Below are 12,971 nucleotides of genomic sequence, written 5' to 3' on the forward strand. Positions count from 1 at the left end.
CGTCTGGTGGATGCCGAAATCATACGACCTTGTCGTCGTTCGGGAAGCCTCGATGACGACAATAGCACAGCCATCCTTCAGTCGCGCGCAAACCGCGGATTCGACTGGATAACCGGCGTGATATGTTGCACTGCAGCAACAGTTTGACGAAATGCGTCAGACCGCACACGGCGAAGCATTCAGCGGGTCTGCGGGCGGTTGGGAAGATCCTTGTCGGACCGTGTCGATTCGTCCGCCGATTCGCGTGGGAAATGCTGCGCCAGTACTGCGTGCGCCTCCCCGATTGCCGCGTTCAGTCCGTCCTCGAGTCGGCCGTCTCGCAGGTGAGTGAGGGCTTGCTCGATCGTGGTGAGCCAGTCATCTGTCGAGACGTGTTTGCTCAGGCCGCGGTCAGCGAGGATGTCGATCTCATGCTCGGCCAGCAGCACGTAGATCAGCACGCCGTTGTTGTGCTCCGTGTCCCAGACGCGCTGTTTGCCGAACATTGTCAGGGCACGGTCAGCGATCACCGCCTCGATCGGTTCGCCGCGGCCCAGGTGGCGCCACAGGTAGCGCAAGGGCAGGCTGGCCTCGACGCACACGCAGATCTGGCCACAGTGCAGGCGCTCGCTTTCGGTGATGCGTCGCTCGATGCGGTCGAGCCCGTCCTTGCCAAGCGCGCGTTCGGCATCGCGTGCGTCGAGCCAGAGGTGGCGCAGCAGGCGCATGAGCTTGCTCATTCACCACCTTCCCGAGGCGCCGCCGCCACCGAAACTGCCGCCTCTGCCCGAGCGAAAACCTCCGCTGGAACCCAAGCCGCCCGAGCGGCCGCCGCCCCAGATCACGGGGCCGCTACCCCGATGGAATCCGCCGGGGCCACCGCGGCCGCCGCCGCTGCCGATGCCGAGCACCAGAACGAAGACGAGCGCGGCGATGCCGGCACCGATGCCCAGCAGCAGGCTACCAGTGAGCAGCTTGACGATGAAGCCGGTGGCTCCGCCCGTCAGTGCCGAGCCGAGCTTGCGTCCGAACAGTCCGATCAGGAAGGAACCCGCAACCGGGATTGCGACGAAGAGAAATGCGCCGAGATCCTGCAGGCCCAGTTCGTCCGTGGCGCCAGCGCGGGCGGCCGGTAGCGGCAGGTCCTCGCCGCGGATGAGGCGCATCAGGCCATCGACCCCGGCCATCAGGCCGCCGGCGAAATCCCCTTGGCGAAAAGCGGGCGTGATCAGTCCGTCGATGATCCGGTAGGCGGCAAGGTCCGGCACGGCGCCTTCGAGTGCGCGCGCGACCTCGATGCGTACGCGCCGATCATCCTTGGCAACGACGACCAGGATCCCGTCGCCGACCTCCTTGCGGCCGATCTTCCAGCTGTCGGCGACACGGTAGGCGTAGGCGGCGATGTCCTCGGGCGCCGTGGTCCGTACCAGCAACACCACGATCTGGCTGCCGCGTTCCTGCTCGAATGCCGCGAGCCGATGCTCGAGTTCGCTGATCGCCTGTGCGCTCAGGGTGGCGCTGGTGTCGATCACCCGTGCCGTGAGCGCCGGCACCGGCTGCACCGCCTGGGCCAGCAGAATGGACGGAAAGAGTGCGGCGAGCGCGAAGGCGACGAGCCAGCGCGCGAGCGGGCCGAGCCATGCGGCAGGCGCCGACGCAGCGGCTTTCCCTGCGGAGGGATATGACGGGAGCGGTCCTGTCATGTCGCCGAGGCGTTCAGCGTGCGCCCTGACCGCCGAAATCGACCTTGGGCGGGGATGCGATCTCGGCTTCATTCGTCACCGTGAAGCTGGCTTTCGGCTGGTAACTGAAGACCATGGCCGTCAGGTTGGTCGGGAAGCTGCGTGCCAGCACGTTGTACTGCTGCACGGCCTCGATGTACTTGTTTCGTGCCACGGTGACACGATTTTCGGTGCCTTCGAGCTGGACACGCAGGTCCTGGAAGCCCTGGTTCGTCTTGAGGTTCGGATAGTTCTCGGACACCGCCAGCAGACGCGAAAGCGCGCTGCCAAGTTGCCCCTGCACCTGCTGGAAGCGCTCCATGGCCTGTGGGTCGTTCAGCATCTCGGGAGTGACCTGGATGGCGGTGGCGCGCGAACGGGCCTCGATGACGCGGCTCAGTGTCTCCTGTTCGAAGTTCGCCTCGCCCTTGACGGTTTCGACGAGGTTGGGAATGAGGTCCGCGCGACGCTGGTACTGATTCAGCACTTCCGCCCAGGCCGATTTGGTCTGTTCGTCGAGGCGCTGAAAGTCGTTGTAGCCGCAGCCACCGAGCGTCAGCGAGGCGCTGAGTAGCAGGGCCAGTGACAGGTGTCGGGTGATCATGAAAGGTCTCCGGGCGGACATGAGTTGGTCTTGGCCGACTTTAGCAGGTCGCGTCAGTGTTGGCGCAGATGCCGCATTTGAACGGGATGCGTCGCCATGTCGTTCTGGTCCCGGAGTTTGCCAGGCCGAAACCCGACGTCCGGTGTTTTTTGTTCTCGCTCAAGGTTTTGGCCGGCGACGGGCCGTACGCTTCGGCCTACTGCGAAACCGGCCGCAACTCCGACCTTGTCCGGCAAACGATCTTCAGGATGGAAACCCGATGTTCGACAACGCTGTTCACCCCTTCGACGCCCGCGGCGTCGCCAAGCGCTTCCGCCACGCCGCCATCTTCGGCGCCCTCGAGTCGCTCGAGGACGGGGAGACGATGCGATTCGTGAACGACCATGACCCGCTGCCCCTGCTGGGCCAGATCCAGCAACGCTACGGCAACCAGGTGGGCATCAGCTATGTGGCGCGCGAGCCCGGCAACATCGTCATCGACTTCCGCATCCAGCTTGGCGCGTCGGCAGAAGCCGCACCGGCGGTCGGCGCTGCGGCGGCAGCCGGAAGCTGCGGCGGTGGCCACGGCTGCGGTTGTTCGGGCGGCTAAGGCGAACCCTTCGCCCACGCAACGCATCGGGGCGGTCGGGGAGGTGCCTAGAGTACCTTTTCGATCGCCCTGATCACGTCCTGGGCGTCGGGCCGGACCCGGCTCGGGAAGCTGGCCACGACCTTGCCGTTGCGGTCGATCACGTACTTGTGGAAGTTCCAGCGCGGTTCCTCGGCCTGGCGGGCGAGTTCCCGGAACAGCGGATGCGCGCCAGCGCCACGCACCGGAATCGTCGCGAACATGTCAAAGCTGACGCCGAAGTTCAGGAAGCAGACCTCGGCCGCTTTTTCCTCGCTCTCGGCCTCCTGGTCGAAATCGTTGGACGAGAAGCCGACGACCTTCAGGCCCCTGTCCTTGTAGCGCTGGTGGATGGCCTCGAGTTCCTTGAACTGGCTGGTGAAGCCGCAATGGCTCGCGGTATTGACCAGCAATACCGGCTGCCCGGCGAAGCGCTGGGCGAGGTCCACCGTCTCGCCCGAATGCAGCCTGCGAAGCTGGTGATCGAACAGCGATTGGTCAGCAAAGGCGCCGGCGCCGGGCAGAAGCAGGGCGGCGCCGAGCAGCAGGAACGAGAACAGGTTTCGAGAGTGGGAAACGGACATGATCGGGACTCCTTCAGGTGTGCTCGATTGACCGTATGGCGCCGGCGTGGTTCGCCACGAAGCGCATTCAGGACAGGCGGAAACCACCCACCGCCTGCGATAGCTCGCGCGCCCCGGTCTCGAGCGTAGATACTTCGCTCGCCACACTGGCTGCCGACGCCGCCGTCTGATCGGCGAGGCGGGCGACCGCCTCGATCGAATCCGCCATTCGATGTGCGGCGACGCTCTGTTCGCGCAAGGTGCCCGCGATTCCCTCGAAAACCTGTTCCACGCGGGTGGCGCCGTCCGTGATGGTGGCGATCGAGGCGCCCGCCTCGGCAGCCAGCCGGGTACCGTTGCCGACGCGTTCGACCGCGGACTCGATGTTGCCCAGCGCCTGTGTCTTGCTCGTCTGGATATCGCCGATCATCCCGGTGATCTCCTCGGTCGCCGCAGCCGTGCGCTCGGCCAGCTTGCGCACCTCGTCGGCCACCACGGCAAACCCGCGTCCCTGTTCGCCCGCGCGCGCGGCCTCGATGGCCGCGTTCAGCGCAAGCAGATTGGTCTGGCCGGCGATATCCTTGATCAGTCCGACCACTTCGGCAACACGGTCAGACTGCTGGCCGAGCTGTTCGACGCTGGCTGCCGACTGGCGGATGATCGTGGCGATGCCGGTGATCTCGTCGATCGCGGCCTGGACGATGCGTGCCCCGGTACGCGATGACTCGCCCGATTCGGACGCCAGGGCGCGGGCCGCTTCGGCGTCGGCGGAAAGGCGACTCATCTCGGCGTTCAGGGCTTCGATCGCGGCGGAGATATCGTCCGTCGCCGTCTTCTGCTCGCGCATCCGCGTTGCAGCTTCGTCCGAACTTCGATCGAGCGAGGCCGCGCTTGCCGAGATCAGCTGAGCCTGCTGATGCACGCGCTGCATCGTCGCGGCGAGATTGCGCTGCATCTCGACCACCGAGCCCAGCAGTTGCGAACTGCGGACGTCGATCGCCTGGCTGCGAAGGTCGCCGGCACCAATTGCTCCGGCGAGCATGGCGACCTGCGCGGATTCCATGCCTTCGCGCTGCAGGCGCACCGCCATGTACATCAGCATGCCGGCTTCCACCACCACGTAGGCAGCATGCACGATGACGCGCACCAGTGAAGCCCCGGAATCGAACAGGTAGAACCCCCAGTTCAGTGCCTGCAGGTGGTTGAAGGCGAGGTGATGGATCGCGATCAACACCGCAGCCAGCAGCACCGGCTTCCAGTCGCGGTAATAGAGCAGGAACGCGAGCAGGACGAAGATCCCGAAATGCGCCTCGATTGCGCCGCCGACCTGCTGGATGTTGAGGGCCGAGAACACCATGAAGGCCGACGCGACCGCGAGGCGCGAGACCACCGCGCCCGGCTGGAGCTGGATGAGCAAGCCGGGTACGGCGACCGCAGGGAGGCCGACCGCGAGGGCGATGCCCCAGGTGCCGGTCTTGGCCGCGACGCCGAGCGCGATCAAGAGCAGCAGCACGAGCGTGACCAGCATCAGCTTGTCGGCGGCTGCACGGAATGGGCGCAGCGTTTCTTCCGGGCTGGAACTGTAGGACATGGCTTGGGACTCTTGTTCGTGAAGGGTGGCTAACAATCAGCGGACGATACAGGCGTCGGCCGGCGGTGCGTTCGCGGCGGCCCAACCGAGCAGCGCGCCGCTGTAGGCCAGCCAGCCGGCGAAGGCGATCCAGCACAGCAGGCGCAGACGGCGCGGGGGGCGTGATACAGGCATGGGCATCTGGGCTCAGAGGCGATCTGTTGTGCTTAGGTGCGGAGGTGAATGCATGGTTCCGACGGTAGTGTGATAAACGGCATGAAACGCCGAAAATTGAATGAATGGTTGGAAATTGATGCCCATTCTGGGTGCAGGCTGTGAAAAAGAAACGGGACGCCGAAGCGCCCCGTTTTTCGGTTGTTCAAATTGGCCTGCTCAGATCCCGCTCAGGTCCTCCAAGGCGTCGACGACCAGTCCCGTGCCGATGGCGATCAGCAGGATGTCGGCCCCGACGCGCACGTAGCGGTGCATGTCGGGCGGTGCGCCGAGACGGATCACGATCGCGGCGGGAGCGTCGTAGTAGATGAGGTCCCGTGGCAAGGGATGACCGATGCGCCAAGCCTTGAGCTGGCCCGGCGGCATGCAGCCGTTGTGTTTCCGCGCGAGGCCCGGCGGGCAGTCGTTGGCGCGATAGCGATCGGCGTAATAGTGCCGCACGACCTCGCGATGGCGGTCGTCGAAATAGGCGTGAGGGCGAACGTCGTCGCGGCCGTCATTGCGGTAGGCGCGCACTTCATTGCGGCGGTCGTCACGGATGGCTGGCGGGTCGCGATCGCGGCTTTCATCGCGAGTGCTTCGGATTTCCGGGGCAGTGGCACGGTTGGTGTCACGTCGGTATTCGCGCTCGCGGGCATTGCTTTGCGGACGGGTCTCGTGATGATCTCGCTTGTCCGGGCCGCGTTCGCCGCGTTCATGCCTGGCGGGGCCGGCCGTTACAGGTTCTTTGGCCAGCGTGGGTGCAGCCCCCAACATGGCAGCAAGTGCTAGTGGCAGCAGCGTGCGGGTCTTGAACCATGGGGGGCGCATGCGTTCTCTCCTGAAGTCCGGAATCACGCCGGCAGGCTTGCCGACGACCCGAGTCTATGCTCGGCAAGGCCCCCGCAGGCAGGGGCCTTACGCATTGTCACCAAAGGCGTCCGCATCAGAGCAGCGCGACTGCATCCTTCTCGCCGCGCTCGTAGACGACGTTGGCGCGACCGACCAGCAGCGGGTCGAGCGGGCCGATGCGGTCGATGTCCTTGTTGGCATAGGGCATCTTGTGCAGCACGTAGCGCAGGGCGTTGAGGCGTGCGCGCTTCTTGCAATCGGACTTGACCACCGTCCACGGCGCGTCCGCGGTGTCCGTGTAGAAGAACATCGCCTCCTTGGCCTTGGTGTAGTCGTCCCACTTGTCGAGCGACGCAAGGTCGATTGGCGACAGCTTCCACTGCTTGAGCGGGTGGCTCTCGCGCTCCTTGAAGCGGCGGCGCTGTTCCTCGCGGCTCACCGAGAACCAGAACTTGATCAGGTGGATGCCACTGCGCGCGAGGGTGCGTTCGAACTCGGGCACCTGGCGCATGAATTCGTTGTATTCGTCGGGCGAACAGAAACCCATCACGCGCTCGACACCGGCGCGGTTGTACCAGGAGCGGTCGAACAGCACGATCTCGCCCGCGGTGGGCAGGTGCTGGATGTAGCGCTGGAAGTACCACTGGCCGCGCTCGATCTCCGAGGGCTTCTCAAGCGCCACCACGCGTGCGCCGCGGGGGTTCAGGTGTTCCATGAAGCGCTTGATGGTGCCGCCCTTGCCGGCGGCGTCGCGGCCCTCGAACAGGATCACCACGCGCTGGCCCGTTTCCTTGACCCAGGCCTGAAGCTTCAGCAGTTCCACCTGAAGGCGGTACTTCTGCTTCTCGTAAGCCTTGCGCGACATCAGGTTGCGGTAAGGGTAGCCACCACTGCGCCAGTCGGGAGAAAGCTCGTCGTCGGGGTTGCCGCTGTCACCCTGCGCGCTGGCGTCGGCCTTCATCAGGGCGCGACGCAGCGCGTGGACGTCATCCGGCGATGCACCGGCGAGGATGGCCTCGAGCGCCTTCACGGCGGCGCCGGGGGCGGCTGCCTCGTGCTGCAGGATCTCGGTGAGGGCCACGAGCTTGGAATCCCGGGCCGCGGAAGTCGCCTGCTCGAGTTCGAAGCGTTCGATACCCTCGGGCGTGAGTTCCGGCGCCGTGTCGCCCCGCTGCACCGCGCGGGCGCCCCGGGTTGAACTCCGGGGGCCCGACGGCGTGTCGGACGGGGTGCTGGTACCGCGCTTGCGCGCATTCGGGGTCGTTTCGCGTTCGTTCGTTGTCATCCTTGGCCCTCCGCGGTTGTCCGACTCCACTTTACTACCAGACAGGGCCTGTGTTTCCGAAATGCACCGGACCGCTTACTCAGAGCCTGAAGCGGCCCACCGCAGCCTGCAGTTCGGCAGCCCGGGCCGAGAGGTCGCGCGCTGCACCGGCGGCCTCGCGCACCGCGCCGCTGTTGTTCTCGCTCATCGTTGCAATCTGCTCGACGTTGCGCGCGATCTCGGTGCTGGCAGTCGATTGCTCGACGAGTGCCTGCGAGATCTCCTCGACCGCAGAGACCACTTCGCGCGAGCCGGAGTTGATGTCCTCGATGGCCTTGCCTGCGCGGTCCGACACCTCCACGCTGCTGCGCACGTTCTCGCTCTGCCGGCGCATGGTCTGGACCGCACGCTCAGTCCCGGAGTGAATCTCGCTGACGATGCGGGCGATCTGGTCGGTCGAGCTGGAGGTCCGCTCGGCTAGCTTGCGCACCTCGTCGGCCACGACGGCGAAGCCGCGTCCCTGGTCGCCGGCACGTGCCGCCTCGATCGCGGCGTTGAGCGCCAACAGGTTGGTCTGGTCCGCGAGTTCGCGGATGATCGTCACCACCGACGCGATCTCCCGGGAATGCTCACCGAGTTCCTCGATGCTCTGCGTCGCCTCGGACACTTCACGCGCTATGCGGTTGATGTCGGCCACCACGTTGCGGATGGCGTCCGAGCCGCTGCGCGCGGCTTCACCGGATTGCTTCGCCATGCGGTCGGCGTCGGTCGCGGAGTTCGATACGTGGTTGATGCTGACGGTCATCTCTTCCACCGAGGCCGCCATCGACGTTGCGGCCTGGGATTGCTCGTCGCTCGCCGACGCGATGCTGTCGGAGGCGGCGGAGAGCTGCTCGCTGGCTGCAGCGATGTGATTTGCATTGTCACTGATTATGCCGACGAGGCCCTTCAGCTGGTTCACCATCTCCCGTAGTGCGAACAGCATGCTCGAGCGGTCGCTGGCACGAAGCGCGATGTCGACCGTCAAATCGCCGTTCGCGACCTGGCGCAGCAGCCTGTTGGCGTAGGCCGGCTCGCCCCCCACCTGATTCATCACCGCACGATAGATCATGAGGCCAGTGACGCCGCCGAGCACGAGGCCGACAGCCATAAGCACCATCGTTATCGCGAGGGCGCGCGCGCCATCGGCCGAAGCGGCAGCCGCGTCGCTGTTCGCACGCGCCACCTGGGCCGCATTGATCTCGTCGAGGGTGATGCCGAGCGCGCGGGAGACCGGCAGCATCGCCTCGTACTGGCGACCATATCGCTCAAGGGCCTCGGCGAAACCGTTGAAGTCCTCGGCCTTCGAGGTCTCGATCATGGTGGTGATGGTCGCATCCAGTCCGACATAGTGCTGACGCCATTCCTTGTACTGCGAAAGCATCGTGTCGTGCTGGCGCTGCGCGTCGGCCGAGATTCTCGGGAGCTTGTCGACTTCGGCAAGGCGTTGTTCGACGGTCGCCCACGATGCGGCGCGCGCCTTGGTGACCTCGTTGAGCACAGCCGTGGTCTGCTCGGCCGGGAAACGCAGGTTCAGTACCTCGAGAGTCTGGCTGCGTATTCTCATGCGCTCGACGTTGAGTACGCCATAGCCGACCGTGGCCGGCAGGCGCCGGTTGGCTAGATCATCGATGTCCTCGGTCATCGACTGCTCGCTGACGATCGCGTAGCCACCGACAAACAGCAGCAAAGCCAGGATCGTGCCGAAGCCCAGCGATAGCAGGGCTCGCAAACTCATGTCCTTCATGAAAACTCCTCAGTGCAGTGGGGGAGCCACGTCGACTGCAGCTGCAGTCGTGTGACTCATTCTTCTTTTGGCGTTGCAACGCCGCTGCCCGGTTTCGGACCTGTAGTGTCCATATCGACAACAACGTGCCCAACTTGAGCATTAATTGCCGTTGGTTGTCCAGGACAGTTCGCCTCGGCTGTGACATCTGCCTCAAGCCAATCCTTGTCGAAGGGACGCGCTAGAATCGCGCTCTTCCCAATCAAACGTCCGCGCGCGGGTGCGCGGTCAATGAACTCGAAATGCCCCTGAGCCCCGAGGCCCAATCCCTGCTTGCCATGGCATACCGTGTCGGTGCGCCGAAGTTCCACGAGCTCTCGCCGGCACAGGCCCGCCATTCTTTCCAGAAGCTGCAGTTCGCCTTCCGGCCGGAGGCGCCGGCCGTCGCAGCCACCACCGAAGTGCCGATGGCGCGCCCCGATGGCTCGGCTCTGCTGGCGCGGCTATACCGGCCGCTGTCGAGCCAGCCGCGCGATGTGCTGCCGCTGCTGATCTTCCTGCACGGCGGTGGCTGGTGCGTGGGCGATGTGACGAGCTACGACGTGCTGTGCCGCGAACTGGCCAACCTGTCCGGGTGTGCGGTGTTGTCGGTCGATTACCGCCTGGCGCCCGAGCATCCGTTTCCGGCGGCGCTGGACGATGCGGCCTTCGCATTCCGCTGGGCCGTCGAGCAGGCGGATCTGCTGGGGATCGATCCGGAACGGATCGCGCTGGGTGGCGACAGTGCAGGCGGCAACCTTTCGATCGTCACCGCGCTGGATCTGCGCGGCGCCGCGATCGCGCCGCGCTTCCTGCTGCTGGTCTATCCCTGCACCGAGATCGTCAGCGCGCGGCCTTCACGCCAGCGTTATGCAGAAGGCTACTTCCTGGACACCGGGACGTTGCAGTGGTTCTTCGAGCGTTATCTGCCGGCGGGCAACAGCGAGGACTGGCGCGCGTCGCCGATGCGGGCGGAATCCCTGCAGGGACTGCCGCCGGTGCTGATGGTGACGGCCGAGTTCGACCCGCTGGTCGATGACTGCCTTGCGTTCGCGGCGCGCCTGCGCGACGAAGGCGTCGACACCGAATACCTGCAGGTCGATGGCGTGGTGCACGGATTCCTGACGCTCGGCAAGCAGTTTCCGCAGGCGGCACAGGCCATCTACGCCGCTGCGCGCGCACTGGCGCGCGCCCTGAATTCTGGAGACTGAACGGGCCTTCAGTCGCCGGTGACGACCGCCAGCATCTGCTGGCGGGTTTCGCGTGCAGCTGCGACAAGCGCATTGAACTCGGCCCGTCCGTCGTCGCCAAGGCTGGCCTCGAGCAGCTCGGGCCGGTGACCGAGGCCAAGGATGTCAGCGAACGGGTTGGGGGTCTCGGCCGCCTGGATCGCGAGGAACAGCACGTCGCCCAGCGAGCGCGGCGGCCAGGTGATCGGCGTGACGAGGTCCACGTTGACGGCATCGATGATCTGCTCGGGCAGCTCGAAGGCCTCGAGCACCGCCTGACGCACCGCCGTTTCCCACTTGAGGACAAACTGCGCGAATTCGCGCAGATCGCTTTCGATGGCGGGTCGCCTGGCGGCCATCGCCATCAGGTAGAACTGGCCCATGTGCGTCATCAGCCCTGCCAGCAATGCGGTGTCGGGGTTGCCGCGCCCGAGGTGGCGCGCAAAGGCGTAGGCCCACGACGCCACATCGATCGAATGCATCCACAGGCCGGAGGCGACCAGCTGCATCTGGCGCGAGCGTTGGTCGCGGGCGAGCTGGTCGGCAGCAACCGCATAGGCCAGGCAGCGCAGCGCCGACGAGCCGACGCGCGACACGGCTGCGGAAACGTTGGAGATTTCGCGCTGGTAAGGGTTTAGCAGCAGGCTGTTCGCCATCTTCAGCACCTTGGCGCTGAGTACCGGCTCTGCGCGCACCACCTTCGCCATGTCCTCGACCGAGGCGTTCGGGTCGTCGGCGAGCTGCTTGATGCGCAGCGACAGGTCGAAAACGGTGGGGAAGCTGAGGTTGCCGGACTTCAGCTCTTCCTCGATTTCGGCGGTGAAGGCGCCGATCTGCACGTCGAACTCTCTCATTGATTCGCTACCCCGATGCGGTTTTTGCGGAGTTTAAGCGATCCGCAACGCGGGGCGGCGGATCGTCGCGGACGGCTGGTGCGCTTCAGTCCTGCGGCTGGGTCAGGACGGCGCGGCCGTTTTCCAGTGCTTCGACCTGGGCCAGCGTGGAGACCGGCACGCCGAGTGCTTCGATGGCGGCATGGCCCTGCTTGAAGCGCTTCTCGACGATGAAGCTCGCACACAGCACTTCGGCACCCGCCTCGCGCGCCATCTCGATCAGTGCGACGGCGGTACGACCGTTCGACAGGAAGTCGTCCACGATCACGACGCGGTCGGTGGGCACCACGTAGCGTTGCGACAGCACCAGCTTGGTCTCGCCGCCCTTGGTCGGCGAAGGGATCACGCGGGCGATGGCAGGGGATTCGACCTGCGGCGCGTACTTCTTCGCATAGACCAGTGGCACGTTCAGCGCCTGCGCCACCACTAGCCCGGGGGCGATGCCGCTGGCCTCGGCGGTGAGGATAACGGTCGGCTCGAAGCGGGCGAGGCGCTTGGCCAGTTCCTGCCCCATTTCGGTGATGAAGCTCGGCTCGATGCGGTGGTTGAGGAAGTGGTCGATCTTCAGGATCTGGTCGCCGATGACCGTGGCTTCGGCTTCGATTCGGCGTACCAGCGGGCCGTAGGGGCGGAGGAGGTTGAGGTCGGCAGTCATGCGCTATGGTCCGTAAACGAAACGGCCCCCTGGTGGCGGGGGCAGGTGGCGCGATTCTAGCGCAGTCCTTGCGCGCGGACGGCGCCGGCGGACGCTGGGCACATTGGTGTCTTCCGCGACCCAGCGGGGTCAGTGCTCGAAAACGTAGGCGTCCATCGCCAGCATGCCGTAGCGCACGTCGTCGCCAGCGATGCGGCGGGCGCGCCAGTCGTCGCCGGCTGCGCCCAGCGCGAACATCAGGGGGAGCAGGTGCTCGTCGGTCGGGTGCGCGCGTTCCGCATGCGGGGCACGGGCCCGGTAGTCGAGCAGCGCTGCGGTATCGCCGGCCGCCAGCGTGGTGGCGATCCAGTCCGCGAACGCCTCCACGTAGGCCTGGGTGGGGCCATGGTCGCTGCGGAACTCGTGCAGGTTGTGCGTGAGGCTGCCCGAGCCCACGATCAGGGCACCCTGTTGGCGCAGCGGTGCCAGGGCGCGACCGAGCCGGTAATGGTGCGCCGGCGTGAAATGAGGGTGCAGCGAGATCTGCAGCACGGGGATGTCGGCGTCGGGGTACATGAACATCAGGGGCACCCAGGCGCCATGGTCGAGTCCGCGTGTCTCGTCCGCGTGTGCGGTGATGCCGGCCTCGGCCAGCGTGTCCAGCACCCGTCGCGCCCAGTCCGGCGAGCCCGGCGCAGGATACGACAGTTCGTAAAGGGCGCGCGGAAAGCCGCCGAAGTCGTGGATCGTCTCCGGCCTAGGGGCGGCGGTTACCGACACCCGCGGCGCCATCCAGTGCGGCGAGGCGATCACGATCACCTCCGGGCGGGGCAGGGCGTCGGTCAGGGCGCGCAGTTCGCGTCCGGCAATGCCGGGTTCGAGGGCGAACATCGGCGAACCGTGCGAGACGAAGAGCGTGGGCAGCGGGGACATGGGGGCTCCACAAGGGAAATCGGGATGCGTTGCAGGGTAAGGCACGGCGCGTGGCAGATAAACCAGACATCCGGCCGTTCACTGTTGTCGATAATGCAACAGTGA

The 12,971-nt window shown here is 65.8% G+C and carries 14 protein-coding genes; 2 read left to right on the top strand and 12 right to left on the bottom strand.

The genetic code is table 11. The annotated features are described in order from the left end of the window. Positions 1-179: 179 nt before the first annotated feature. Genes CGK74_RS06250 through CGK74_RS06260 form a run of 3 tightly spaced genes read right to left on the bottom strand, consistent with a single transcriptional unit; the run spans position 180 to position 2,304 of the window. Positions 180-719, bottom strand: a complete 540-nt coding sequence (locus CGK74_RS06250; protein WP_094267641.1) for a TPM domain-containing protein — start codon at positions 717-719, stop codon at positions 180-182. Continuing rightward, on the bottom strand, positions 720-1,682 hold the full coding sequence (locus CGK74_RS06255) for a TPM domain-containing protein (protein ID WP_094267642.1): 963 nt from the start codon (positions 1,680-1,682) through the stop codon (positions 720-722). It lies immediately after the preceding gene. A gap of 13 nt (positions 1,683-1,695) precedes the next feature. Beyond that, positions 1,696-2,304 carry a LemA family protein gene (locus CGK74_RS06260; RefSeq protein WP_206186196.1) on the bottom strand — a complete coding sequence of 203 codons (609 nt, stop codon included), beginning with the start codon at positions 2,302-2,304 and terminating at the stop codon, positions 1,696-1,698. A 259-nt stretch (positions 2,305-2,563) separates the two neighbouring features. Between CGK74_RS06260 and CGK74_RS06265 the strand changes: the two genes are divergently transcribed. Next, entirely contained in the window at positions 2,564-2,893 is a 330-nt protein-coding gene (locus tag CGK74_RS06265) for a DUF2249 domain-containing protein (RefSeq protein ID WP_094267644.1), read from the top strand. A 47-nt stretch (positions 2,894-2,940) separates the two neighbouring features. Here CGK74_RS06265 and CGK74_RS06270 read toward each other — a convergent pair whose 3' ends face one another. The 6 genes from CGK74_RS06270 to CGK74_RS06290 form a co-directional block, all read right to left on the bottom strand. Then, positions 2,941-3,495 (bottom strand): glutathione peroxidase, encoded by a 555-nt coding sequence (locus CGK74_RS06270; RefSeq protein ID WP_094267645.1) that lies wholly within the window; start codon positions 3,493-3,495, stop codon positions 2,941-2,943. A 67-nt stretch (positions 3,496-3,562) separates the two neighbouring features. Beyond that, positions 3,563-5,065: a methyl-accepting chemotaxis protein gene (locus tag CGK74_RS06275; protein ID WP_094267646.1), complete on the bottom strand. Its 1,503-nt coding sequence runs from the start codon at positions 5,063-5,065 to the stop codon at positions 3,563-3,565. Positions 5,066-5,101: 36 nt separating this feature from the next. Beyond that, entirely contained in the window at positions 5,102-5,239 is a 138-nt protein-coding gene (locus CGK74_RS18925; RefSeq protein ID WP_165770049.1) for a hypothetical protein, read from the bottom strand. A 198-nt stretch (positions 5,240-5,437) separates the two neighbouring features. Then, positions 5,438-6,088: an RcnB family protein gene (locus tag CGK74_RS06280; RefSeq protein ID WP_206186197.1), complete on the bottom strand. Its 651-nt coding sequence runs from the start codon at positions 6,086-6,088 to the stop codon at positions 5,438-5,440. Positions 6,089-6,203: 115 nt separating this feature from the next. Further along, on the bottom strand, positions 6,204-7,394 hold the full coding sequence (gene ppk2, locus CGK74_RS06285) for a polyphosphate kinase 2 (protein WP_094267647.1): 1,191 nt from the start codon (positions 7,392-7,394) through the stop codon (positions 6,204-6,206). A gap of 79 nt (positions 7,395-7,473) precedes the next feature. Continuing rightward, positions 7,474-9,159 carry a methyl-accepting chemotaxis protein gene (locus tag CGK74_RS06290; RefSeq protein WP_094267648.1) on the bottom strand — a complete coding sequence of 562 codons (1,686 nt, stop codon included), beginning with the start codon at positions 9,157-9,159 and terminating at the stop codon, positions 7,474-7,476. Positions 9,160-9,440: 281 nt separating this feature from the next. Here CGK74_RS06290 and CGK74_RS06295 point away from each other — a divergent pair, with 281 nt between their 5' ends. Then, on the top strand, positions 9,441-10,388 hold the full coding sequence (locus tag CGK74_RS06295) for an alpha/beta hydrolase (protein WP_206186198.1): 948 nt from the start codon (positions 9,441-9,443) through the stop codon (positions 10,386-10,388). Positions 10,389-10,396: 8 nt separating this feature from the next. Here the strand turns inward: CGK74_RS06295 and CGK74_RS06300 are convergent, their stop codons facing one another. The 3 genes from CGK74_RS06300 to CGK74_RS06310 all read right to left on the bottom strand — a co-directional run bounded on the left by CGK74_RS06300 (position 10,397) and on the right by CGK74_RS06310 (position 12,866). Beyond that, positions 10,397-11,260, bottom strand: coding sequence for an HDOD domain-containing protein (locus CGK74_RS06300; protein ID WP_094267649.1), 864 nt, complete (start codon positions 11,258-11,260; stop codon positions 10,397-10,399). 85 nt (positions 11,261-11,345) lie between these two features. After that, complete coding sequence (xpt, locus tag CGK74_RS06305) at positions 11,346-11,954, bottom strand: xanthine phosphoribosyltransferase (RefSeq protein WP_094267650.1); 609 nt, start codon at positions 11,952-11,954, stop codon at positions 11,346-11,348. A 129-nt stretch (positions 11,955-12,083) separates the two neighbouring features. Next, on the bottom strand, positions 12,084-12,866 hold the full coding sequence (locus tag CGK74_RS06310; RefSeq protein ID WP_094267651.1) for a DODA-type extradiol aromatic ring-opening family dioxygenase: 783 nt from the start codon (positions 12,864-12,866) through the stop codon (positions 12,084-12,086). Positions 12,867-12,971 lie beyond the last annotated feature (105 nt).

Source organism: Thauera propionica (assembly GCF_002245655.1).
GTDB lineage: Bacteria > Pseudomonadota > Gammaproteobacteria > Burkholderiales > Rhodocyclaceae > Thauera > Thauera propionica.